Genomic DNA, 18,124 nt, shown 5'->3' on the forward strand with positions numbered 1-18,124 from the left:
CCATCCGGCGCGCCTTCTTTGCCTACTTTCTTGGCAAGACAAGAAAGTAGGTCGCCGCCCCGCAGGGGTGGTGAAACGGCAGTTGAAGTTGCCTTTGACGTTGAAGTCAATCAGTTGCAATTGCAGTCGCAGCAAAGCCCCCCCTTCCCCCCGCATTCTGCTGCCGCCACTGCGTCGGACTCATCCCGAACCGCTCATGGAAAACCCGGCTGAAATGCGCCGCATCGCCAAACCCCAGCGCAAAAGCAATCTCGGTAATGCTGCGCCCGGCGTCGCCACTGCCCGCCAGCCGCGCCGCCGCCTGCCGCAACCGGCGCGACAGGATATAGGCATGCGGGGTCCGCCCGGACTCACGAAACAGGTTGTACAAAGTACGGCGCGACACGTTCAGCACTGCCGCCAGCCGATGCGCCGAAAGCTCCGGATCATGCAGATGCGCATCGATGAACTCGGCCAGCCGGCGCATGCGCGCTTCGCCAAGATGCCGCGCCACGGCAGCGTCCCCGCCATCGCCAAGGGCCGGCGGCGGCGTGCCGGCGCCTTGCAGCGCCGTCTCCATCAACGACACCACGGAATCCTGCAGCACGATCTGCCCTTGATGATCCAGCAGGTGCCCCGCGCAAGTGTCATGCAGCATGGCGCCCAGCGCCGACAGCGCGATGCGCGCCGCGCCCTCCCCGCGCAGCGCCCGGCCGCCCAGGCTGGTCGCCGCCTGGCGCCAGCCGAAGGCGCGTTCCTGCGGCACCAGCAGCACCAGCACCCGGCAGCGGTCCGCCATCTCGATGCTATAGGGCTGCGCGGTATCGTAGATCGACCACATGCCTGGCTCCAGCGAGGCCTCGTTGCCGCGCTGCGCCACGCGGCTGCGCCCGCTTAGCTGCCAGAAGATCTTGAAGAAGCCCGCGTCGGATGCCGCCACGTGCCGGGACTCGCGCGCGACACGGTGCGCGTCGACATCCATGTCCGCCACCGCGCAGGCGCCGAAACGCGCATAGCTGACGTGGCAATGAAAGCCCCCGCGCGTCTGGCGCGAATAATCGAGCGGCAGGAAACTGGTGTCGATGGCTTCGCGCCATTGATCGAAGGTCACGGTGGTCAACCGCGCCGGCGTCTGCTGCAGGTGCTGCGCTGCGGGCATCAGGACATCTCCAGTAGCCGGCGGTGTCTGGGCTACATGCGGGGAACATGCAGGGAACGCGCCGGAGGCCTCGAAGGTGGTTGCAAAGCCTAATGGAAAGCCCGTGAGCCGACAATGGGAACAATCACGCAGGCGCGCCGGCCAGCGCGGCGGCAAACATGCGAAGCCAGCATCACTTGCGATGTCAGACCACGCGATAGATTTCCCAGCGCGCGGTGCCGGAGACGACGAACGGTTCCAGCTCCTTGCCCCATTGCGCGTGGGCAGGTATCGACGCGAGCCGAGCCCAGGCGCTATCCAGTTCGCCGAGGTTGCTCACCTCCCAGTCGTGGACCACCGTGGCCTCGAGCACGCCAATCGAGCCGGTCAGCAAGCGCCCGGTGACCAGGCCGACTTGCGGGGCGATCTCGCGCGCCCATGCCTGCAGGCGCTCGATGACTTCTTGCTTGTGCCCGAAACGGGCATCGATCTGCCACCTGGCTATCAACATGATGCTGCTCCTTGAACATTGGGCATTGAACATTGGCCGCAGGTGTCGCGAGGGCGGACCGCCCCGCTGCACGCGGCGGCTAGCACCCCCGCCCCACCCATGCGCTACTTTTTTGAGGGGCCACGCCACCGCGTCGCCCCCCAGTTGCACTATAGACCGGCACCGTTGGAATCACGGTTGGAGAAAGCTGGAGAGAACTTAAGCCGCTGACGCGGAAGCATTGCGCAAGATCCAGCACGAGGCGGCGGCAAGCTTCGACCGCGTATGCGTAGGCGACGTCATCGAGTGAGTATGAAACCCGGGCATGAAGCCCGAGTGTGAAGCCCGCTAGCCGAGCACCGCCCGGCGCACTTTGACCAGCGCGTCCTCCAGTGCGTCATGCGAGATGGAGCCGATCGCCAGGCGCAGCGCATGCGGCGCGCTTGGCGTGGCGGCAAACGGCTGGGCCGTCGTCACCAGGACGCCTTCGTGCTCCAGGCCAGCGGCGACGCGGTCCGCGCGCAGGTCCTCCGGCAAGGTCAGCCAGAGATAGTAGGAAGCGCGATGCGCTTTGACATCGCAACCGCGCAGCACGCGGCGCGCCAGGCTTTGCCGCAACCGCGCGTCCTTGCGCTTGCGGTCCTCGAGCTCGTCGACCAGTCCGGCCTCGATCCAATAGCAGCCCAGCGCCACGGTCAGCGTGGGCGTGTTCCAGGTCGAGACGCGGATCGCGCCCTCCAGCGCGGGCACCAGCGCAAGGGGCGCGGCGACAAAGCCCACGCGCAAGCCGGACGCGACGCTCTTGGACAGCCCCGAGACATACACAGTGCGTTCGGGCGCGTAGGTAAACACCGGCTTGGGTGCCGGCTCGGCCAGGAAGGCATAGGCGCCATCCTCGATGAGCAGGAAATCATGCTTCTCGGCAAGCTCGGCAAGCCGGACCCGGGACGGCTCAGCCATCACCGTGCCCAGCGGATTGTGCATCGTTGGCATGGCGTAGACGGCGCGCACCGGACGCCGTTTGCATAACGCTGCCAGGTGCTCCAGGTCCATGCCGTCTACCGTGTGCGGCACCGCCTCCAGGTCAAGACGGTACGTCTGCGCGAGCCGTTTCATGCCGGGATAGGTCAGCGCATCCACGGCCAGGACATCGCCCGGCTTGAGCAGCCCCATGACCGTCACGGCCAGGCCCTGCTGCGCGCCATTGACGATGAGCACCTGCTCGCCGCTCACCCGGATGCCCCGGTTGCGCAGATGCCTGGCCGCGGTCTGCCGCTCGTGCGCCCGCCCGCCCTGGGGCGCCGAATGCAGCAGCGCATCGAGGTCCCCCGAGGCCGCGATGGTACGCAGGCCATCGCGCAGCATGTCGGCCTGGCCGGGCAAGGACGGATAGTTGAAGGTGAGATCGACCGTGCCGAAACGCACCGGGTGCTGCTCCAGGCCCAGGCCGCGCGGCAGCGAGGTGTCGCGCACAAAGGTGCCCCGGCCGGTCTCGCCGACGACAAGCCCGATGGACTCCAGCTCCCGGTAGACGCGCGATGCGGTGGCCAGGGCGATGCCATGCTGCTTCATCAAGGCGCGAACGGTCGGCAATTGCGTGCCTGGCGGCAGCGCCCCCTCGCGGATGCGCCCCGCAATCTCGTCCATGATGGTTTTGTACCGGGCTGGGATCATGCCTTGGCCTGCGCGCCTTCATAGGATTGTTCTTTGTATCTAGAACAATTTTTTGTTTGTATCAGACACAAAGATTACGCTACCAGCCTCGACAACGTAAAGGGCTCCGCGGAGCTATCTGGAAACCTGGGCATGATCGAATTCGCTACCTTGTCGGTGTTCGCCGCGGCCGTGATGGTGCTGCTGCTGTCACCCGGGCCAAACATGGCCTTCGTCATGGCACACGGCGTCACCTACGGCCTCGGCGGCGGCGCGGCGGCCGCGCTCGGCATTGCCGCGGCAGACCTCGTGCTGACCGTCCTGACGGCAACCGGCATCACCGCCGTGATTGCTGCGTGGCCTCCGGCTTTCGACCTGATCCGCTATGCGGGGGCCCTGTACCTGCTGTGGATGGCCTGGAAAGCGCTGCGCCGCCCGCTGCTGCCGCTGGGCACGGTGACCCGGCAGGCCTCGTTGAAATCGGTGTTTTTCCGCTCTACGCTGAACAGCTTGCTGAATCCGAAAGCGTTGCTGTTCTTCATGGTCTTCCTGCCGCAGTTCGTGGATCCGGGAAAAGGCAACGTGGCCCGGCAGCTGATTGTCCTGGGCTGCGTGCTGACGGCGATCAGCACGGTGTTCCACGGCCTGCTGGGCGCGGCTGGCGGGTCGGCACGGCGGTTCCTGAGCCGCAACCCGCGTGCCGCCGTGTTCCAGAAATACGGGCTTGCCGTGGTGCTGGCGCTGCTGGCGCTGAGGCTGCTTGCCATGCCGAGGGTGTCCTAGCCGGCGAAGATGGCGGGCACTTCCATCCAGATCCTGAAAAGACAATACAAGAAGGACAACACGAGATGTACATCGCAGCCTTTATCTACAAGCCCGGCAAGATCGACGAAGAGTTCCAGCGGCTAAGCGCGGTCATTGACGACGTGGCGGCCAGCATTGCGGGCTTCCTGGGGGCCGAATCCTGGCGCTCGCCCGACGGAAAGCTGGCCAACGCCAGCTACTACTGGCGGGATCAGGAAGCCCTGCGGGCCTTCGCTGCCCATCCACGGCACCTTGACGCCAAGCGCCAGTACCGCAAGTGGTATGACGGCTATCACGTCGTGGTGTCAAAGGTGGAGCGCGTCTATGGCGACGGCAGCCTTGCTCACTTCACGCGGTTCGGCGAAGAAGAGAAAAAAGGCCGGTCGATCTGACCGGCCAAGCGATCCTCGCGCAAAGCAAGGTCGATATGATTGTTGGCGGCATCCTCCGTGCGCAGGATGCCGCCCAGGTGCTGCTCAGGTGTGGCTCAGGTGTGGTTTAGAAGCGGTGACGCACGCCGACGGTGGCGCCGGTCTGGTTCGCGCCCGGCAGAGCCGTGCCGGCACCGTTCAGGCCCAGGGTGGAGCCCGACTTGTTCTTCACGTAGCCAATGTTCACATAGGCATCGGTGCGCTTGGACAGCGAGTAGTCGCCCGACAGCACGTACATCCACGAATCCGCGCCGCTGTTCTTCAGGTCGGTGTAGTATGCCGCGCCGGTCAGCTGGAACGCAGGCGTGAACTTGTACTGCGCGCCTGCCCAGTACACATTGCTGCGGGTGACGGTGGCCGTGGCGCTGGCCGTGCCGTCGTCGCGCAGCCAGCGATAGCCGGCAAACACCTTGGCATCGCCGAAGGCATAGGACGCGCCGATGGCCGCGCGCTTGGCGCTGCGGTCCTTCAGTGCCACCGACGAGCCCTGGAACTGGTCATACGCCGCGCCGACCGAGAAGCTGCCAACAGCGTAGGCCAGGCCCGCGCCGTAGTTGCGGCCCACCTTGCTTTCGCCCGGCACTTCGCTGCCGTTGGTCACCGTGGCATCGCGCCCGGTGCTGTAGAAGCCGGTAGCCGTCAGGCCGCCGAACTTGCCCGTGTACTTGAAGGCGTTGTCGGCACGGCCGTTGAACAGCGAGTCGACACTATTGAGCGAGTAGCGCGGGCCAACGGCCATCGGGTCATAGGCGCCGAACAGGTCGTACAGCGCGTTTTGCTGGCGACCCAGCGTCACTGCGCCGAAATTGCCCTGCAAGCCAACGTACGACTGGCGGCCGAACAGGCGGTTGCCCTGGCCCGAGGCGCCGGTATCGATATCGAAGCCGCTTTCCAGCACGAAGATACCCTTCAGGCCACCGCCCAGGTCTTCGCTGCCGCGCAGGCCCCAGCGCGAGCCCGACAGGTTGCCGGAGTTCATGCGGGTAACGGTGCCACCCGCGGAGCCGGTGGCCGGCATGTGGTTGATGACTTCGATGCCAACGTCGGCGATGCCGTACAGCGTGACGCTGGACGAGGAGGTTTGGGCGAACGCTGCGCCGGAGGCTGCGGCAGCAGCCGCGGCAGTCATTGCAAGGAGAGCTTTCTTCACTGATTTTCTCTGTCTTATGGATGGATGAGGCAGTCTTCCGCCAGCCGCGGGCAACCATGCGATAGACGCCATGAACCGCACCCGTGGCGGCAGACCGCATTGTCGATGCCTTATGTGAAAGCTTGATGTCGCTTTGCATGGCTACATGTCTGCATGACTGCAATTGCAATCATCCAGGCACGCCCCACGCTGCAGCGATCCGGCGGGATATAGCACAACGTGATGCAAATGGATTTCCGCGAGTCGCCGGCAGCGGGTGAGCAGTGCACCACTTGGCTGCTGCATGGCTTGAGATCCGCCGCAGAAGTTCCCTGCTCCATGGATTTCCGGCGCTAGGGATTACGCGTAGCCACGAGAAATTCTCTTCAACATCGCTGCCCCGAAAGCCGATTGCAAGCCGTCGGAAAGCCGTTTGGAAGATGCCGTTCCTACAGTCTCGACACCCGCTCACGCCCGCGATGAAGTCGCGGTAAGGCAAGGGCGTAAAAACAGGAGACGGAGAGACCACCTCATGCATCGACACACCAACGCACGCTACCGTTCGGGTAGCCGGACCAGAGGGGATCTGCAATGAACACCCCCTCGCGTTTCAAGAAGGACTACTACGGCGGTGGGCTGATGACGCTGATCGGGCTCGCCACGCTAGTGGCCGGCCTGCAATATCGCACCGGCACCCTGAGCCACATGGGGCCTGGGTTCTTCCCGGCAGCGGTAGGGGCGCTACTGGCGATCGTCGGCGTGCTCATCGCCATCTCGGCGCGCAAGGAGCCACCGGCGCAAGCCCAGGCATCCGGACACGGGCATGGCGCCGGCCTGCCGGATCTGCGCGGATGTGCCTGCATCATCCTGGGCGTGCTCGCCTTCTTGCTGCTGGGCAAATATGGCGGCCTGATCCCCGCCACCTTCGCCATCGTGTTCATCTCGGCGCTGGGCGACCGGAGCAATACCGTGAAGCAAGCCGCCATCCTGGCACTGGCGATGTGCGTCATCGCCACGGTCGTGTTCTGGTGGGCGCTGCAGTTGCAGCTGCCGCTGTTTGCCTGGGGGGTCTGAACATCATGACCGCGAACGCTCTGCATGATCTCTGGTTCGGCTTTGGCGTTGCCTTCCAGGGCTCCAACCTGATGTGGTCCTTCTTCGGCGTGCTGATGGGAAACCTGATTGGCGTGCTGCCCGGCATGGGCGCGCTGTCGGCCATTTCCATCCTGCTGCCGCTGACCTATGCCATGCACCCGGTACCCGCCATCCTGATGCTGGCGGGGATCTTCTATGGCTCGCAATATGGCGGCGCCATCGGCGCGATCCTGCTCAACCTGCCCTCGCACCCGCCGCATGCGGTCACCTGCCTGGACGGCTATCCGATGACGCGCGCCGGCAAGGGCGGCACGGCGCTGGGCATCACCATGATCTGCTCATTCTTCGCCGCGTCGGTGGGCATCATCGTGATGATCTTCGCCTCGCCGCTGCTCACCGAGATTTCCTTCAAGTTTGGCCCAACCGAGATCTTCTCGATCATGCTGCTGGGCTTGCTGGCAGGCTCCACCATGTCGCGCGGCTCACCGCTGAAAGGCGTGGCAATGACCCTGTTCGGCCTGATCTGCGGCTGTGTCGGCACCGACGTGAACAGCGGCACCTTCCGCCTGGCGATGAACATCCCCGAGCTTAGCGACGGGCTGGAACTGGTCGCCATCGCCATGGGCCTGTTCGGCGTGGCGGACTTCCTGCTCAATGTCAACCGGATGAGCGTGATCGCCAGCAAGGCCAAGCTGCGCATCCGCGACATGCGGCCCAGCCTGGCCGAGCTCAAGACCGCCTTCTGGCCCATGGTGCGAGGCACCGCGGTAGGCACTGTGTTCGGCGCCATGCCCGGGACCGGCCCCACCATCACGACCTTCGTCGCCTATGCCCTGGAGCGCAAGATCTCCAAGACGCCGGAGAAGTTCGGCACGGGCATGATCGCAGGTGTCGCCGGGCCGGAAGCCTCCGCGCACTCCAAGACGCAGGTCGATTTCATCCCCACCATGAGCCTCGGCATTCCGGGCGACGCCGTGATGGCGCTGATCCTGGGCGCGCTGATGATCCAGGGCATCGCCCCGGGGCCGCAGCTGATCAGCGATCACCCCGACATCTTCTGGGGCCTGATCGCCAGCTTCTGGATTGGCAACCTGCTGCTGATCGTGCTGAACGTCCCGCTGATCGGCGTGTGGGTCAAGCTGCTGCAGGTGCCCTACCGCTACCTGTTCCCCTCAGCCATGTTCTTCATCGTGGTCGGCGTGTTCAGCACGCAGAACAGCCTGTTCGAGATCTGGGAAGTACTGGCGTTCGGTGTCATCGGGGCAGTGCTCATGTGGCTCGGGTTCTCGGTGGCGCCCATCCTGCTGGGCTTCGTGCTCGGGCCGATGGTGGAAGAGAACTTCCGCCGCTCGCTGCTGCTGTCGCGCGGCGACATGATGGTGTTCGTGCATCGCCCGATCAGCTGCGTCTTCGTCGTGCTGTCAGCCCTGCTGCTGACCGGGGTCACCTACTCCGCGTGGCGAGCCAGCCGCGGCGCAGGCAAAGGGACCGTGCTTGCCGGCGGCGAGCTTGCCGTCAACGAGTAGCCACGACGCAAGCCTGCACCGACGCGGCTAGCCCGGGAAAGGATAGTCCGCGTCGAACGCCGCGAAACGCGCCTGCAGGAACTCGATCAGGCGGCGCTGCCGGTAAGACGGAAATCGGCTCTGCAGGAACACCAGCTGCAGCGGCACGCTGTCCTGGTACCACTCGGGAAACAGCAGCACCAGGCGGGCGGCGCTGACGTCGGCCGCGACATCGAACCAGCTTTTGAAAGCGATGCCATGGCCCGCCAGCGCCCAGTCGCGCACCACCGCGCCATCATCGCTGGTGCGCCGTCCGTTCGCCTCCACTTCCAGCCGGGACTGGCGCGAGCGAAACGGCCAGCGCATGCGCGCCTGCCCGCCCGGCGCCAGGCATAGCATCTGGTGCTGCGCCAGCGCCTCGGGCGACGCGGGCGTGCCGCAACGCGCCAGGTACGCCGGCGCGGCCACCGCCACGCGGCGCGTCAGCGCAAGCTGCCGGCGCACCAGTCCCGAATCCTCCAGCCAGCCCAGCCGCACCGCCAGGTCGACATTGCTGCGATACAGGTCGGCAAGCGTATCGCCGATGGACAGCTCAAGCGAAAGCTGCGGATGCGCCACCAGGAAATCGTCCAGCCAGCCACGCAACAAGGCGCGCCCCAGGTCGGCGGGCGCCGACAGCCGTAGCGGCCCGGCCAGTTCCTCGCGCTGCTCCGCCAGTGCGCCCTCGCCCTCCTCCAGCGCCGCCAATGCCTTGCGCGCTGCCTCCAGGAACACCCGCCCCTCCTCGGTCAGGCGCATGCGGCGGGTGGTGCGAGCGAACAGGCGTGCGCTCAGGCGTTGCTCCAGGCGAATCAGGGCCGCGCTGGCGGTGGCGGCGGTCCGGTCCAGTTCGCGCGCGGCCGCGGAGAGGTTTTCAAGCTCGGCCGTGCGGACAAAGAGTTTCAGGTCGTCTAGGGAGTACATTCAAAGCAGGTTTGATAACCATAGTTCTTGTGACATGATTATCAAACTGCACTAGCACAGTAGCAAGTGTGCATTCGCGAGGGGGGCGTCTCGCTCCGGTAGCCCCCATATGATCCACGAGTGCTTCCGGAGGATCCAACTATGCAAGTCTTCAAATGGGGCGACAGCCTGGCTATCCGCTTGCCCAATGAATTGGCGGACGTGCTTGATCTGCATGAAGGCGACGACTTCGAAGTCGTCGTTCGCAACCGTGATGTGCTCCTGGTACTGAACAAGCCTGGCAGGGCCGCCCATCTGGCCAAGCTCCGGCAGTTCCGGGGGCGCCTGCCGCCCGATTTCAGGTTTGACAGGGACGATGCCAACACGCGCGCATCAGGTACGCATTGCTGAGAGTCATCATGCAGGGCGACGTGATCGCCATGGGCATGCCGCCGGTATCCATGAAACCGGGCGACAGGATCGAAATCGATATCGGAGGCATTGGTGGACGAGCGCTTGAGGCGCGCATCACCTCAAAGGCGCCCCGCCAGCTCCGCGGCCGCTTCCTCGTCGGTGCGCTCGAAGCGCAGCGGCGTCACCGAAACGGCGCCACGGCCGACCACCACCGCCTCGCTGTCGTCGGTGTCCGGCTGCGGGCCGCGCGAGAACTGCAGCCAGTGATACGGGATGCCGCGCGGGTCGACATGGGCCCGCACGGCAAGATCCTTGACAAGGCCAACGCCCTGGCGGGTGACGGTGAGCGGGCCGGCGGACCCGGGCTCCACATCGGGGAAGTTGACGTTCAGGCAGGCCTGCTGGTTCCAGCCGGCGGCAAGCAGGCGGCGGATCACGCCGGGGGCCAGCGCGCGCGCCGTTTCCCAGCGCACCGCGTTGCGATCGGTGAAGGCCTGGCTCAGCGCAATGGCCGGGATGCCCAGCAGCACGCCGGTCATGGCGGCGCCCACGGTGCCAGAGAACACGGTTTCGAGGCCGAGGTTGGCGCCACGGTTGATGCCCGACAGGACCAGGCTCGGCGGGGTGTCGGCCATCAGGTGCCGGGCGGCCATGACGACGCAGTCGCCCGGGGTGCCGCTCACGCCAAAGCGGCGCTCGCCCTGCTGGCTGATGCGCAGCGGCGCGTGCAGGCTCAGTGAGTGCGAGGTGCCGCTCTGGTCATGCTCGGGCGCGACTACCCAGACCTCGCGCGCCAGCGTTGCCGCCACGGCTTCGAGCACGGCCAGCCCGGGGGCGTCGATGCCGTCATCGTTGGTGAGGAGTACGCGTTCCAATAAGGGTTCGGACATGGTGATAGAGGACCGTAGGTTGACGAATGCTGCGCTGCCTTGCGCGGCACGCTGCGTGCGGCATGGCAGCCGGGGCTAACGCCAGACTATAAACCGAAGCCGTGACGGTTCGGCCACGCGTTGCCGGATTTGCCAAGACAGGACGGCATCGGGCGACTAGCCTGCAGCCCATTGTCGATCATTGCCGCGCCCGCGCGCCGCCGGCGCGCTGAAACACCATGCCCTCATCCCGCTTCAGCGTCCCCGCTTCGGCCGCCTGGTTGTCCAGCCTGGCTTTTGTCCTGATCTGGTCGACCGGATTCATCGTGGGCCGGGCCATCGTGCCCGTGGCCCAGCCCAGCCTGTTCCTGCTGGCCCGCTTCTCCCTGGCGGCCGTACTGTTCGCAGCTGTGGCCGTGGCCGGCGCAGCGCGCTGGCCAGCGCTGCGCGAAGTGCCGCGGCACTTGCTGGCGGGCGCGCTCCTGCACGGCAGCTACCTGGGCGGCGGTTACTGGGCCATCGCGCATGGCCTTGCGCCGTCGGCCATGGCCTTGCTCGGTGCATTGCAACCGCTGCTGACCGCGCTGCTGGCAATCCCGCTGCTGGGGGAGTTTCCGTCCCGGCAGGGCTGGGGCGGGCTTGCACTGGGCTCCCTGGGCGTAGTATTGGTGGTGGCACCCGCCACCCTGGCCAGCGCACCCAGCCCCGTTTCGCCGTGGGTGGTACTGGTGGCGGTCATCTCCATCCTCTCCATCACCATGGGCACGATCCTGCAGAAAACCTCGATTGCCGCGGCCGACCTGCGCGCCAGCATGGCCTGGCAGAACGTGGGCGGTGCCCTGGTGGCCGGCGCGCTGGCATGGCTGCTGGGCGAGTCGCACTGGCAGCCGGGCATGGCGCTTTGGTCCGCACTGGCCTGGGCCACGCTGGTGCTGTCGGGCCTGGGCACCTATCTGCTGGTGCGCATCGTCAGGCGCGGGCAGGCTGCCACCGCCGCGTCGCTGATGTTCCTGGCGCCGCCGCTGGCGGCGCTGCAGGCCTGGCTGCTGTTTGGCGACAAGCTCGGGGTCCTGCAGTTACTTGGCCTGCTCGTTGCCGGCATTGGGGTCTGGCTATGCCAGGCCGCCCAGGGCGCCGGGATCCCTCGCAAAACCCGCCATGCCGCCGCACGATGACGATGCTGTGCTGCTAGCCCAGGCGGGCCGGCCGGCGCCGCTGGTGGAGACCCGCGTCTACCAGCCAGAACGGGAGTGGCATCGCCATGACTACCATCAGGTCCTGTTCGGACTGGACGGTGCCTGCGAGCTGGAAATCGGCGGCCACCTGCACCGGCTCGATCCCTGCGGCGGGCTGATCGTGCCCGCCGGGGAGCGTCACGACTTCCTTGGGCTGGCCGACAACCGGCAGTTGGTGCTGGACATTCCGCCGGGCTCGCTCGCGTTGCCGGCCGCGCTGATGGACCGGCCCAAAGCGTTTGCCATCACGGACGGCTGGAGCGAACGCGTGCGGCGCCTGGCTACGCTGCCTCAGGCAACCAGCTCCCGGCAACATCACTGGCAACTGGCCGCTACTCTTGCCGCCGACCTGGCGCAGGCGTTGGGCGTGGGCGGCCAAGCCCAGCCCACGCATTTTCCGCTGGCGCAAATCGACGCCTACCTGCGCCAGCACCTGGACGCGCCACTGCGGGCCGACCAGCTCGCGGCGCAGTTCGGCTGGAGCGTGCGGCGCTTCCATACCCTGTTCTGCGACGCCTTTGGCGATACGCCGCATCGCTACCAGACACGCCTGCGGCTGGACCAGGCCGCGCGCCTGCTGGCGGACCGGGCCCAGCCGCTGGCGGATATCTCGCTGGCCCTAGGCTTTCCCGACCAGACCACCTTTACGCGCAGCTTCACCCAGCGCTTCGGCATGCCACCGGGGGCATGGCGCGCGGGCCTCGGGCTGGCGAACATCGCCTTGCCGGCATCGCGCTAGCGCGCGAGCGGCGGTCCAGCACCAGGGCTAAGTCCCCCCTGCGTTGCCTTTCCATGCAGTACCCTGCGCGTGCCGTGATGCGGGTGTGGCACGCGCAAGCGCGCCGGCCACGCTAGAATTACCCCCGGACCATCAACCGCCAGGGGAGCAGGATGTCAGACGCGCTTGCCACACCCAGCAGGACCAGCGAGGCGAGCACCGAGGCCAAGGCCGCCGCCGTGGTCGCTGCCCTCGCCAAGGCCGAGATCGACCAGGCCGACCATGCCATGCGCAACTGGACCGACCCCGAGCCCGGGCCGATCCGCATCGGCTCGCCGCAGCATTTGCGCATGTTCTGCAATATGCTGCTGCAAACCCACAACCCCTACAAACCCGCCGTCATCGATTGGCCCAGGCTTGACCCGGATGCCTTGCACCGGGTGACCTCGCTGCCGATATGGGATATCGCGGTACAGACCGAAGGCCGTGCCTCCGTGCGGGTGCAGGCCTTCGCCGATACCGTGACCGCCCCCCTGCTGCGCAGCGCGCTGGAAATGGATGGTGGCGAGGAGGCACGCCACAAGGTGGTGCTGTCGAAACTGGTAGAAGCCTACGGCATCGCCCTGGCACCCGAGCCTGAGTACCGCCCGCCGGCTGACGTGGAGTGGGGCTGGCTGGTCACAGGCTACAGCGAGTGCATCGATAGTTTTTTTGCCTTTGGCCTGTTTGCCGCGGCCAAGCGCTCAGGCTTCTTCCCCGTGGAACTGGTGGAAACGTTCGAGCCGGTCATCCAGGAGGAAGGCCGCCATATCCTGTTCTTCGTCAACTGGGCGGCATGGTATCGCCGCAACCTGCCCTGGTGGCGGCGCCCGCTTTACACGCTCAAGGTGATGCGGGTGTGGGCCTTCCTGATCTGGGAGCGCGTCGGCATTGCGCGCGGCATCGATGCCGACGGCGTGGCCAAGGACGCCAATTTCCCCATGAACAGCACGTCCTCGCTAGCCGAAGCCCTGTCGCCGCGGGCGATGATCGAGCTTTGCCTGGCCGAGAACGACCGCCGCATGGCCGGCTACGATCCGCGCCTGCTGCGCCCTGAAACCGTGCCCAAAGTTGCCCGGCTTGCCCGGCGCCTGTTGCGCTGATGCGTGATGCGCTGATGCCGTCGCTGCCCTACCCATCCTGTCCTGGAGTTTTTTGAGATGTTTGTGTTGTCCCTGATCTCGCTCGCCATCTGGTGCGTGCTGCTTGCCGGCCGTGCCGGCTTCTGGCGAGTGCGCAAGCCCGGCCCCGCGCCCGCGCCCGCGCAATGGCCTGAGGTGGTTGCCATCATCCCGGCTCGCAACGAAGCGGACGTGATTGGCGGCGCCGTGGCCAGCGTGCTGGGCCAGGACTATCCGGCAGCGCTGCGGCTGGTGGTGGTGGATGACCATAGTACCGACGGCACCGCCGACCTCGCGCGCAGCGCCGCGGCAGCGCTGGGCAAGGCGGATGCGCTGACCGTGATCACAGCGCGCGACCTGCCGGCCGGCTGGAGCGGCAAGGTCTGGGCGCAGTCCGAAGGCCTCGCAGCCGCCGACAAGGCAGCGCCCGGAGCCGGCTGGGTATGGCTGACGGACGCCGACATCCACCACGGCAATGGCGTGCTGGCCCAATTGGTGGCGCGTGCCGCGCACGAGCAGCGGGACCTGGTGTCGTTGATGGTGCGGCTGCGCTGCGCATCGTGGTGGGAACGGCTGATCGTCCCGGCCTTTGTGTTCTTCTTTGCCAAGCTCTACCCATTTGCGCGAGTGAACAATCCGCGCAGCGGCGTGGCGGCGGCCGCCGGCGGCTGCATGCTGGCGCGCCGTACCGCGCTGGCCCGCATTGGCGGATTTGCCGCGATCCGGGGCGAACTGATCGATGACTGCAGCCTGGCCGCCTGCATCAAGCAAGGCGGCTCGATCCGCCTTGACCTGGCCGACGACAGCATTTCCGTGCGCCCCTACGATGACTGGCGCAGCCTGTGGGACATGATTGCCCGCAGCGCCTACACCCAATTGCATTACTCGCCGCTGCTGCTGGCCGGCGCCGTGGCCGGCATGGTCCTCACCTACCTGGCGCCGCCCTTGCTGGCGCTCGGCGGCGGCCTGCGGCTGTGGCCGGCATGGGCCGCCTGGCTGGCCATGGCGCTGGCCTACGTGCCCATGCTGCGTGAATACCGCCAGCCGCTCTGGCTGGCCCCCCTGCTGCCGGTGACGGCGTTGTTCTACCTCGGCGCCACGGTCGACTCCGCGCGCCGCTACTGGCTGCGCAAAGGCGGCCAGTGGAAGGGACGCGCGCAGGCGCCCCAACGGGGCTGACCGTCGGGGCTTAACCCATTAACCCAGGTAGCCAGCGCTACGGAACCAGTCGAGCGCCTCGCTCAGCCCTTGTTGATATGGCCGCGCCTGGTAGCCTAGCGCCAGGCGGGCTTTCTCCGAGCTGAAGAACATCCGGTACTTCGACATCGACAGGCCGTCCGCTGTCAGGAAAGGCTCCTTGCCGGTCATGCGCGCCACCGCCTCCGCCGCGTAGGCGAGCGGGTAAAGCGGCCAGCGCGGCAAGCGCATGGTTGGGGCGCGCCGCCCCGTCATGGCAGCAATATCGGCCAGCATCTGTTGCAGGCCCACGTCCTGCCCGCCGAGGATGTAGCGTTCGCCGGTCACGCCGCGCGCCAGCGCCTGCATATGGCCTTCGGCCACGTCGTCCACATGCACCAGGTTGAGGCCGGTATCGACGAAGGCGGGAATCTTGCCGGTGGCGGCCTCTACGATGATGCGGCCCGTGGGCGTGGGCCGCACGTCACGCGGGCCGATCGGCGTGGAGGGGTTGACGATCACGGCAGGAAGCCCGTCGCGGGCCACCATGCGCTCCACCACGCGTTCGGCCAGCACCTTGCTGCGCTTGTAGGCGCCAATCGCCTCATGGCCGGCCATGGCGGCCTCTTCGGTCACCGGCGCGGTGGCGCCCGCGACGCGCAAGGTAGCCACGCTGCTGGTGTAGACGATGCGCTCGACCCCGCAAGCTAGTGCCGCACCCATCACCGTCTCGGTGCCAGCCACATTGGTGCGCACGATTTCCTCGGGATCCGGCGCCCACAGCCGGTAGTCCGCCGCCACGTGGAAGAGATAGCGCACCCCTCGGAGCGCGCTTTCCATGGCGCGCGCGTCGCGCATGTCGCCCTCGGCGATCTCCACGGGCAGGCCCTCCAGGTTGCGGCGCGGGCTGCCGGCGCGTACCATCGCCCGTACGCGAAAACCGCGCGCCAGTGCCTGCCGCGCCACTGCCGAGCCGAGAAAGCCGGATGCGCCCGTTACCAGGACGTAGTCCCCTGAACTCATTTCACCCACCGAAAAACCCTCAAAGTGTTGCTGGCTGTAGCCAGGTGCCAGGCAAAGGTTGCCGCACCGGTATATAGTAACCACCGTATGACGGGAAAGTGATTCCGGAATATCAACTTATGCTGAACCCGTTGACTGGGTCGGGGGGCCTATCTTTATGCAGGTGATTCTTGCTCAACCCCGCGGTTTTTGTGCTGGTGTGGTGCGCGCGATCGAGATTGTAGACCGTGCCCTCGTCAAACACGGAGCCCCGGTGTTCGTGCGACACGAAATCGTGCACAACAAGCACGTGGTCGAAGGGTTGAGACGCAAGGGCGCGCAATTTGTGGAAGAACTGGACGAAGTGCCGACCGGCGCCGTCACCATCTTCAGCGCGCATGGTGTCTCCAAGGATGTCGAGAGCGATGCCAGGACCCGCCAGCTGCACTCGATCGACGCGACCTGCCCGCTGGTGATCAAGGTCCACACCCAGGGGCGTCAGTACGCCGCCAGTGGCCGCACCGTGATCCTGATCGGCCATGCCGGCCATCCGGAGGTCGAGGGCACGATGGGGCAAATTCCCGGCAAGGTAATCCTGGTGCAGAGCGAGGCGGAAGTCGCACTGCTCGACCTGCCCGCAGACACCCCGGTTGCCTACGTGACCCAGACTACGCTCAGCGTGGACGACACACGTAATATAATTGCCGCCCTGAGCCGGCGTTTTGCCAATCTGGTCGGGCCGGATACGCGTGACATCTGCTACGCCACGCAAAACCGCCAAAGCGCCGTGCGCGAGCTCTCCAAGCAGGTGGAAGTGATCCTTGTGATCGGCGCCACCAATAGTTCCAACTCCAACCGCCTGCGTGAAATCGGCACGGAGAGCGGTGTGCCCAGCTATTTGATTGCCGATGGCAGCGAACTGAACCCCGAGTGGGTGCGCGGCGTCGAAGTCGTTGGGATCACGGCCGGCGCCTCCGCCCCCGAGGAAATGGTCAAGGACGTGATCGCCACGTTGCGCCAGCTCGGCCCGGTGGACGTATCGGTCATGGATGGCCGCGAGGAACACGCCGAATTCCGCTTGCCAGCCGAGCTGGCCGATCCGTCGCCGCGCAGGCAGGCAGCCGGCACGGCCACCGCCGAAGCCGCGTCGCAGCCGGACCCGCAAACCGCCGCTGGCTAACGCCCGGGCGCCCCTATAACAAGGAAGTACATTTTGGCCATTCCCTTTTTGCAGGTTGCCCGCGTGGGCGCCTATGTCGTCAAGCAGCACCTCTCGGGCAACAAGCGCTATCCGCTCGCGCTGATGCTCGAGCCACTGTTCCGCTGCAACCTGGCCTGTAACGGCTGCGGCAAGATCGACTATCCGGATCCCATCCTGAACCAGCGCCTGTCCATCGAGCAGTGCCTGGGCGCGGTCGACGAATGCGGCGCACCGGTGGTGTCCATTGCCGGTGGCGAGCCGCTGCTGCACAAGGACATGCCCACCATCGTCAAGGGCATCATTGCGCGCCGCAAGTTTGTGTACCTGTGCACCAATGCGCTGCTGATGGAAAAGAAACTGGACCAGTACGAGCCGAGCCCGTACTTCGTCTGGTCGGTGCACCTGGACGGCGACCGCGAGATGCACGACCGCTCGGTGAGCCAGGAAGGCGTGTACGACCGTTGCGTCGAAGCCATCGCCGCGGCCAAGAAGCGCGGCTTCCGCGTCAACATCAACTGCACGCTGTTCAACGATGCCGAGCCGGAAAAGGTCGCCCGCTTCTTCGACTCCGTGAAGGCCATGGGCGTGGACGGCATCACCGTCTCGCCGGGCTACGCCTACGAGCGCGCGCCCGACCAGCAGCACTTCCTGAACCGCGGCAAGACCCGCCAGCTGTTCCGCGACATCCTGTCGCGCGGCCGCGCCGGCAAGAACTGGGCGTTCAGCCAGTCCACGCTGTTCCTGGATTTCCTGGCCGGCAACCAGACCTACAAGTGCACGCCCTGGGGCAATCCGGCGCGCACCGTGTTCGGCTGGCAGCGTCCGTGCTACCTGCTGGGCGAAGGCTACGTCGACACCTTCAAGGAACTGATGGAAGGCACCGACTGGGACGCCTATGGCGTGGGCCACTACGAGAAGTGTGCCGACTGCATGGTCCATAGCGGCTTTGAGGCCACCGCGGTAGCGGACACCATCGCGCACCCGCTCAAGGCGTTGGGCGTGAGCCTGCGCGGCGTGCGTACGTCGGGCCCGATGGCACCGGATATCGACCTGACCCAGCAGCGCCCGGCCGAGTACGTGTTCTCGAAGCACGTGGAGATCAAGCTCGAAGAGATCGGCCGCGCGAAGCCTTCCAAAGCAGCCAACGACGCCGCGGCACGCAAGGCCGCTGCGCACTAAGCCG

Annotated in this window: 18 protein-coding genes; 11 read left to right on the forward strand and 7 right to left on the reverse strand. The window is 66.3% G+C overall.

Features of this window, described 5'->3' with window-relative positions; genetic code table 11:
* Nucleotides 1–106 precede the first annotated feature (106 nt).
* The 3 genes from AC1RQK_RS35620 to AC1RQK_RS35630 all read right to left on the reverse strand — a co-directional run bounded on the left by AC1RQK_RS35620 (nt 107) and on the right by AC1RQK_RS35630 (nt 3,281).
* Nucleotides 107–1,138 (reverse strand): helix-turn-helix domain-containing protein, encoded by a 1,032-nt coding sequence (locus tag AC1RQK_RS35620; RefSeq protein ID WP_492814098.1) that lies wholly within the window; start codon nt 1,136–1,138, stop codon nt 107–109.
* A 184-nt stretch (nt 1,139–1,322) separates the two neighbouring features.
* A complete protein-coding gene (locus AC1RQK_RS35625; RefSeq protein WP_492814100.1) occupies nt 1,323–1,628 on the reverse strand; it encodes a hypothetical protein in 306 nt (101 codons plus the stop codon).
* Between the two features lie 327 nt (nt 1,629–1,955).
* Nucleotides 1,956–3,281, reverse strand: a complete 1,326-nt coding sequence (locus tag AC1RQK_RS35630) for an aminotransferase-like domain-containing protein (RefSeq protein WP_492814102.1) — start codon at nt 3,279–3,281, stop codon at nt 1,956–1,958.
* Between the two features lie 132 nt (nt 3,282–3,413).
* Here AC1RQK_RS35630 and AC1RQK_RS35635 point away from each other — a divergent pair, with 132 nt between their 5' ends.
* Together AC1RQK_RS35635 and AC1RQK_RS35640 are read left to right on the forward strand one after the other, a co-directional pair.
* Nucleotides 3,414–4,043 carry a LysE family translocator gene (locus AC1RQK_RS35635; RefSeq protein WP_492372994.1) on the forward strand — a complete coding sequence of 210 codons (630 nt, stop codon included), beginning with the start codon at nt 3,414–3,416 and terminating at the stop codon, nt 4,041–4,043.
* A 65-nt stretch (nt 4,044–4,108) separates the two neighbouring features.
* Nucleotides 4,109–4,456, forward strand: coding sequence for an antibiotic biosynthesis monooxygenase family protein (locus AC1RQK_RS35640; RefSeq protein WP_492372995.1), 348 nt, complete (start codon nt 4,109–4,111; stop codon nt 4,454–4,456).
* Between the two features lie 106 nt (nt 4,457–4,562).
* Here AC1RQK_RS35640 and AC1RQK_RS35645 read toward each other — a convergent pair whose 3' ends face one another.
* Nucleotides 4,563–5,645 (reverse strand): porin, encoded by a 1,083-nt coding sequence (locus AC1RQK_RS35645; RefSeq protein WP_492372996.1) that lies wholly within the window; start codon nt 5,643–5,645, stop codon nt 4,563–4,565.
* A 570-nt stretch (nt 5,646–6,215) separates the two neighbouring features.
* Between AC1RQK_RS35645 and AC1RQK_RS35650 the strand changes: the two genes are divergently transcribed.
* Together AC1RQK_RS35650 and AC1RQK_RS35655 are read left to right on the forward strand one after the other, a co-directional pair.
* Complete coding sequence (locus tag AC1RQK_RS35650) at nt 6,216–6,698, forward strand: tripartite tricarboxylate transporter TctB family protein (RefSeq protein ID WP_253931946.1); 483 nt, start codon at nt 6,216–6,218, stop codon at nt 6,696–6,698.
* 5 nt (nt 6,699–6,703) lie between these two features.
* The gene (locus AC1RQK_RS35655) at nt 6,704–8,245 is read left to right on the forward strand and encodes a tripartite tricarboxylate transporter permease (RefSeq protein WP_492372997.1); all 1,542 of its coding nucleotides are present in this window, start codon (nt 6,704–6,706) and stop codon (nt 8,243–8,245) included.
* Nucleotides 8,246–8,272: 27 nt separating this feature from the next.
* On the opposite strand, the gene AC1RQK_RS35660 is transcribed toward AC1RQK_RS35655, so the two are convergent.
* Nucleotides 8,273–9,187 (reverse strand): LysR family transcriptional regulator, encoded by a 915-nt coding sequence (locus AC1RQK_RS35660; RefSeq protein WP_492814105.1) that lies wholly within the window; start codon nt 9,185–9,187, stop codon nt 8,273–8,275.
* Nucleotides 9,188–9,328: 141 nt separating this feature from the next.
* Between AC1RQK_RS35660 and AC1RQK_RS35665 the strand changes: the two genes are divergently transcribed.
* A complete protein-coding gene (locus AC1RQK_RS35665; protein WP_492372999.1) occupies nt 9,329–9,577 on the forward strand; it encodes an AbrB/MazE/SpoVT family DNA-binding domain-containing protein in 249 nt (82 codons plus the stop codon).
* 122 nt (nt 9,578–9,699) lie between these two features.
* On the opposite strand, the gene surE is transcribed toward AC1RQK_RS35665, so the two are convergent.
* Nucleotides 9,700–10,470, reverse strand: coding sequence for a 5'/3'-nucleotidase SurE (surE, locus tag AC1RQK_RS35670; protein ID WP_492373000.1), 771 nt, complete (start codon nt 10,468–10,470; stop codon nt 9,700–9,702).
* A 218-nt stretch (nt 10,471–10,688) separates the two neighbouring features.
* Between surE and AC1RQK_RS35675 the strand changes: the two genes are divergently transcribed.
* The 4 genes from AC1RQK_RS35675 to AC1RQK_RS35690 all read left to right on the forward strand — a co-directional run bounded on the left by AC1RQK_RS35675 (nt 10,689) and on the right by AC1RQK_RS35690 (nt 14,741).
* Nucleotides 10,689–11,624: a DMT family transporter gene (locus tag AC1RQK_RS35675; protein WP_492373001.1), complete on the forward strand. Its 936-nt coding sequence runs from the start codon at nt 10,689–10,691 to the stop codon at nt 11,622–11,624.
* Nucleotides 11,608–12,423 (forward strand): helix-turn-helix transcriptional regulator, encoded by an 816-nt coding sequence (locus AC1RQK_RS35680; protein WP_492373002.1) that lies wholly within the window; start codon nt 11,608–11,610, stop codon nt 12,421–12,423. The genes AC1RQK_RS35675 and AC1RQK_RS35680 overlap by 17 nt, the downstream gene beginning before the upstream one ends.
* Nucleotides 12,424–12,575: 152 nt before the next feature.
* On the forward strand, nt 12,576–13,544 hold the full coding sequence (locus AC1RQK_RS35685) for a ferritin-like domain-containing protein (RefSeq protein ID WP_492373003.1): 969 nt from the start codon (nt 12,576–12,578) through the stop codon (nt 13,542–13,544).
* 57 nt (nt 13,545–13,601) lie between these two features.
* On the forward strand, nt 13,602–14,741 hold the full coding sequence (locus AC1RQK_RS35690; RefSeq protein WP_492814108.1) for a glycosyltransferase: 1,140 nt from the start codon (nt 13,602–13,604) through the stop codon (nt 14,739–14,741).
* A gap of 18 nt (nt 14,742–14,759) precedes the next feature.
* Here the strand turns inward: AC1RQK_RS35690 and hpnA are convergent, their stop codons facing one another.
* Entirely contained in the window at nt 14,760–15,761 is a 1,002-nt protein-coding gene (gene hpnA / locus AC1RQK_RS35695) for a hopanoid-associated sugar epimerase (protein WP_492373005.1), read from the reverse strand.
* A gap of 157 nt (nt 15,762–15,918) precedes the next feature.
* Here hpnA and ispH point away from each other — a divergent pair, with 157 nt between their 5' ends.
* Nucleotides 15,919–16,920 carry a 4-hydroxy-3-methylbut-2-enyl diphosphate reductase gene (gene ispH, locus AC1RQK_RS35700; protein ID WP_492814110.1) on the forward strand — a complete coding sequence of 334 codons (1,002 nt, stop codon included), beginning with the start codon at nt 15,919–15,921 and terminating at the stop codon, nt 16,918–16,920.
* Between the two features lie 33 nt (nt 16,921–16,953).
* Nucleotides 16,954–18,120 (forward strand): adenosyl-hopene transferase HpnH, encoded by a 1,167-nt coding sequence (hpnH, locus tag AC1RQK_RS35705; protein WP_492373007.1) that lies wholly within the window; start codon nt 16,954–16,956, stop codon nt 18,118–18,120.
* The last annotated feature ends 4 nt before the right edge of the window (nt 18,121–18,124 follow it).

The sequence above is a fragment of the Cupriavidus sp. GW822-FHT02D05 genome, from assembly GCF_058802485.1.

What these genes read in the sequence shown, in the direction of transcription:
- AC1RQK_RS35620 (WP_492814098.1), bottom strand. Translation starts at nt 1,138, where the DNA reads ATGCCCGCAGCGCAGCACCTGCAGCAGACGCCGGCGCGGTTGACCACC.
- AC1RQK_RS35625 (WP_492814100.1), bottom strand. Translation starts at nt 1,628, where the DNA reads ATGTTGATAGCCAGGTGGCAGATCGATGCCCGTTTCGGGCACAAGCAA.
- AC1RQK_RS35630 (WP_492814102.1), bottom strand. Translation starts at nt 3,281, where the DNA reads ATGATCCCAGCCCGGTACAAAACCATCATGGACGAGATTGCGGGGCGC.
- AC1RQK_RS35635 (WP_492372994.1), top strand. Translation starts at nt 3,414, where the DNA reads ATGATCGAATTCGCTACCTTGTCGGTGTTCGCCGCGGCCGTGATGGTG.
- AC1RQK_RS35640 (WP_492372995.1), top strand. Translation starts at nt 4,109, where the DNA reads ATGTACATCGCAGCCTTTATCTACAAGCCCGGCAAGATCGACGAAGAG.
- AC1RQK_RS35650 (WP_253931946.1), top strand. Translation starts at nt 6,216, where the DNA reads ATGAACACCCCCTCGCGTTTCAAGAAGGACTACTACGGCGGTGGGCTG.
- AC1RQK_RS35655 (WP_492372997.1), top strand. Translation starts at nt 6,704, where the DNA reads ATGACCGCGAACGCTCTGCATGATCTCTGGTTCGGCTTTGGCGTTGCC.
- AC1RQK_RS35660 (WP_492814105.1), bottom strand. Translation starts at nt 9,187, where the DNA reads ATGTACTCCCTAGACGACCTGAAACTCTTTGTCCGCACGGCCGAGCTT.
- AC1RQK_RS35665 (WP_492372999.1), top strand. Translation starts at nt 9,329, where the DNA reads ATGCAAGTCTTCAAATGGGGCGACAGCCTGGCTATCCGCTTGCCCAAT.
- surE (WP_492373000.1), bottom strand. Translation starts at nt 10,470, where the DNA reads ATGTCCGAACCCTTATTGGAACGCGTACTCCTCACCAACGATGACGGC.
- AC1RQK_RS35675 (WP_492373001.1), top strand. Translation starts at nt 10,689, where the DNA reads ATGCCCTCATCCCGCTTCAGCGTCCCCGCTTCGGCCGCCTGGTTGTCC.
- AC1RQK_RS35680 (WP_492373002.1), top strand. Translation starts at nt 11,608, where the DNA reads ATGCCGCCGCACGATGACGATGCTGTGCTGCTAGCCCAGGCGGGCCGG.
- AC1RQK_RS35685 (WP_492373003.1), top strand. Translation starts at nt 12,576, where the DNA reads ATGTCAGACGCGCTTGCCACACCCAGCAGGACCAGCGAGGCGAGCACC.
- AC1RQK_RS35690 (WP_492814108.1), top strand. Translation starts at nt 13,602, where the DNA reads ATGTTTGTGTTGTCCCTGATCTCGCTCGCCATCTGGTGCGTGCTGCTT.
- hpnA (WP_492373005.1), bottom strand. Translation starts at nt 15,761, where the DNA reads ATGAGTTCAGGGGACTACGTCCTGGTAACGGGCGCATCCGGCTTTCTC.
- ispH (WP_492814110.1), top strand. Translation starts at nt 15,919, where the DNA reads ATGCAGGTGATTCTTGCTCAACCCCGCGGTTTTTGTGCTGGTGTGGTG.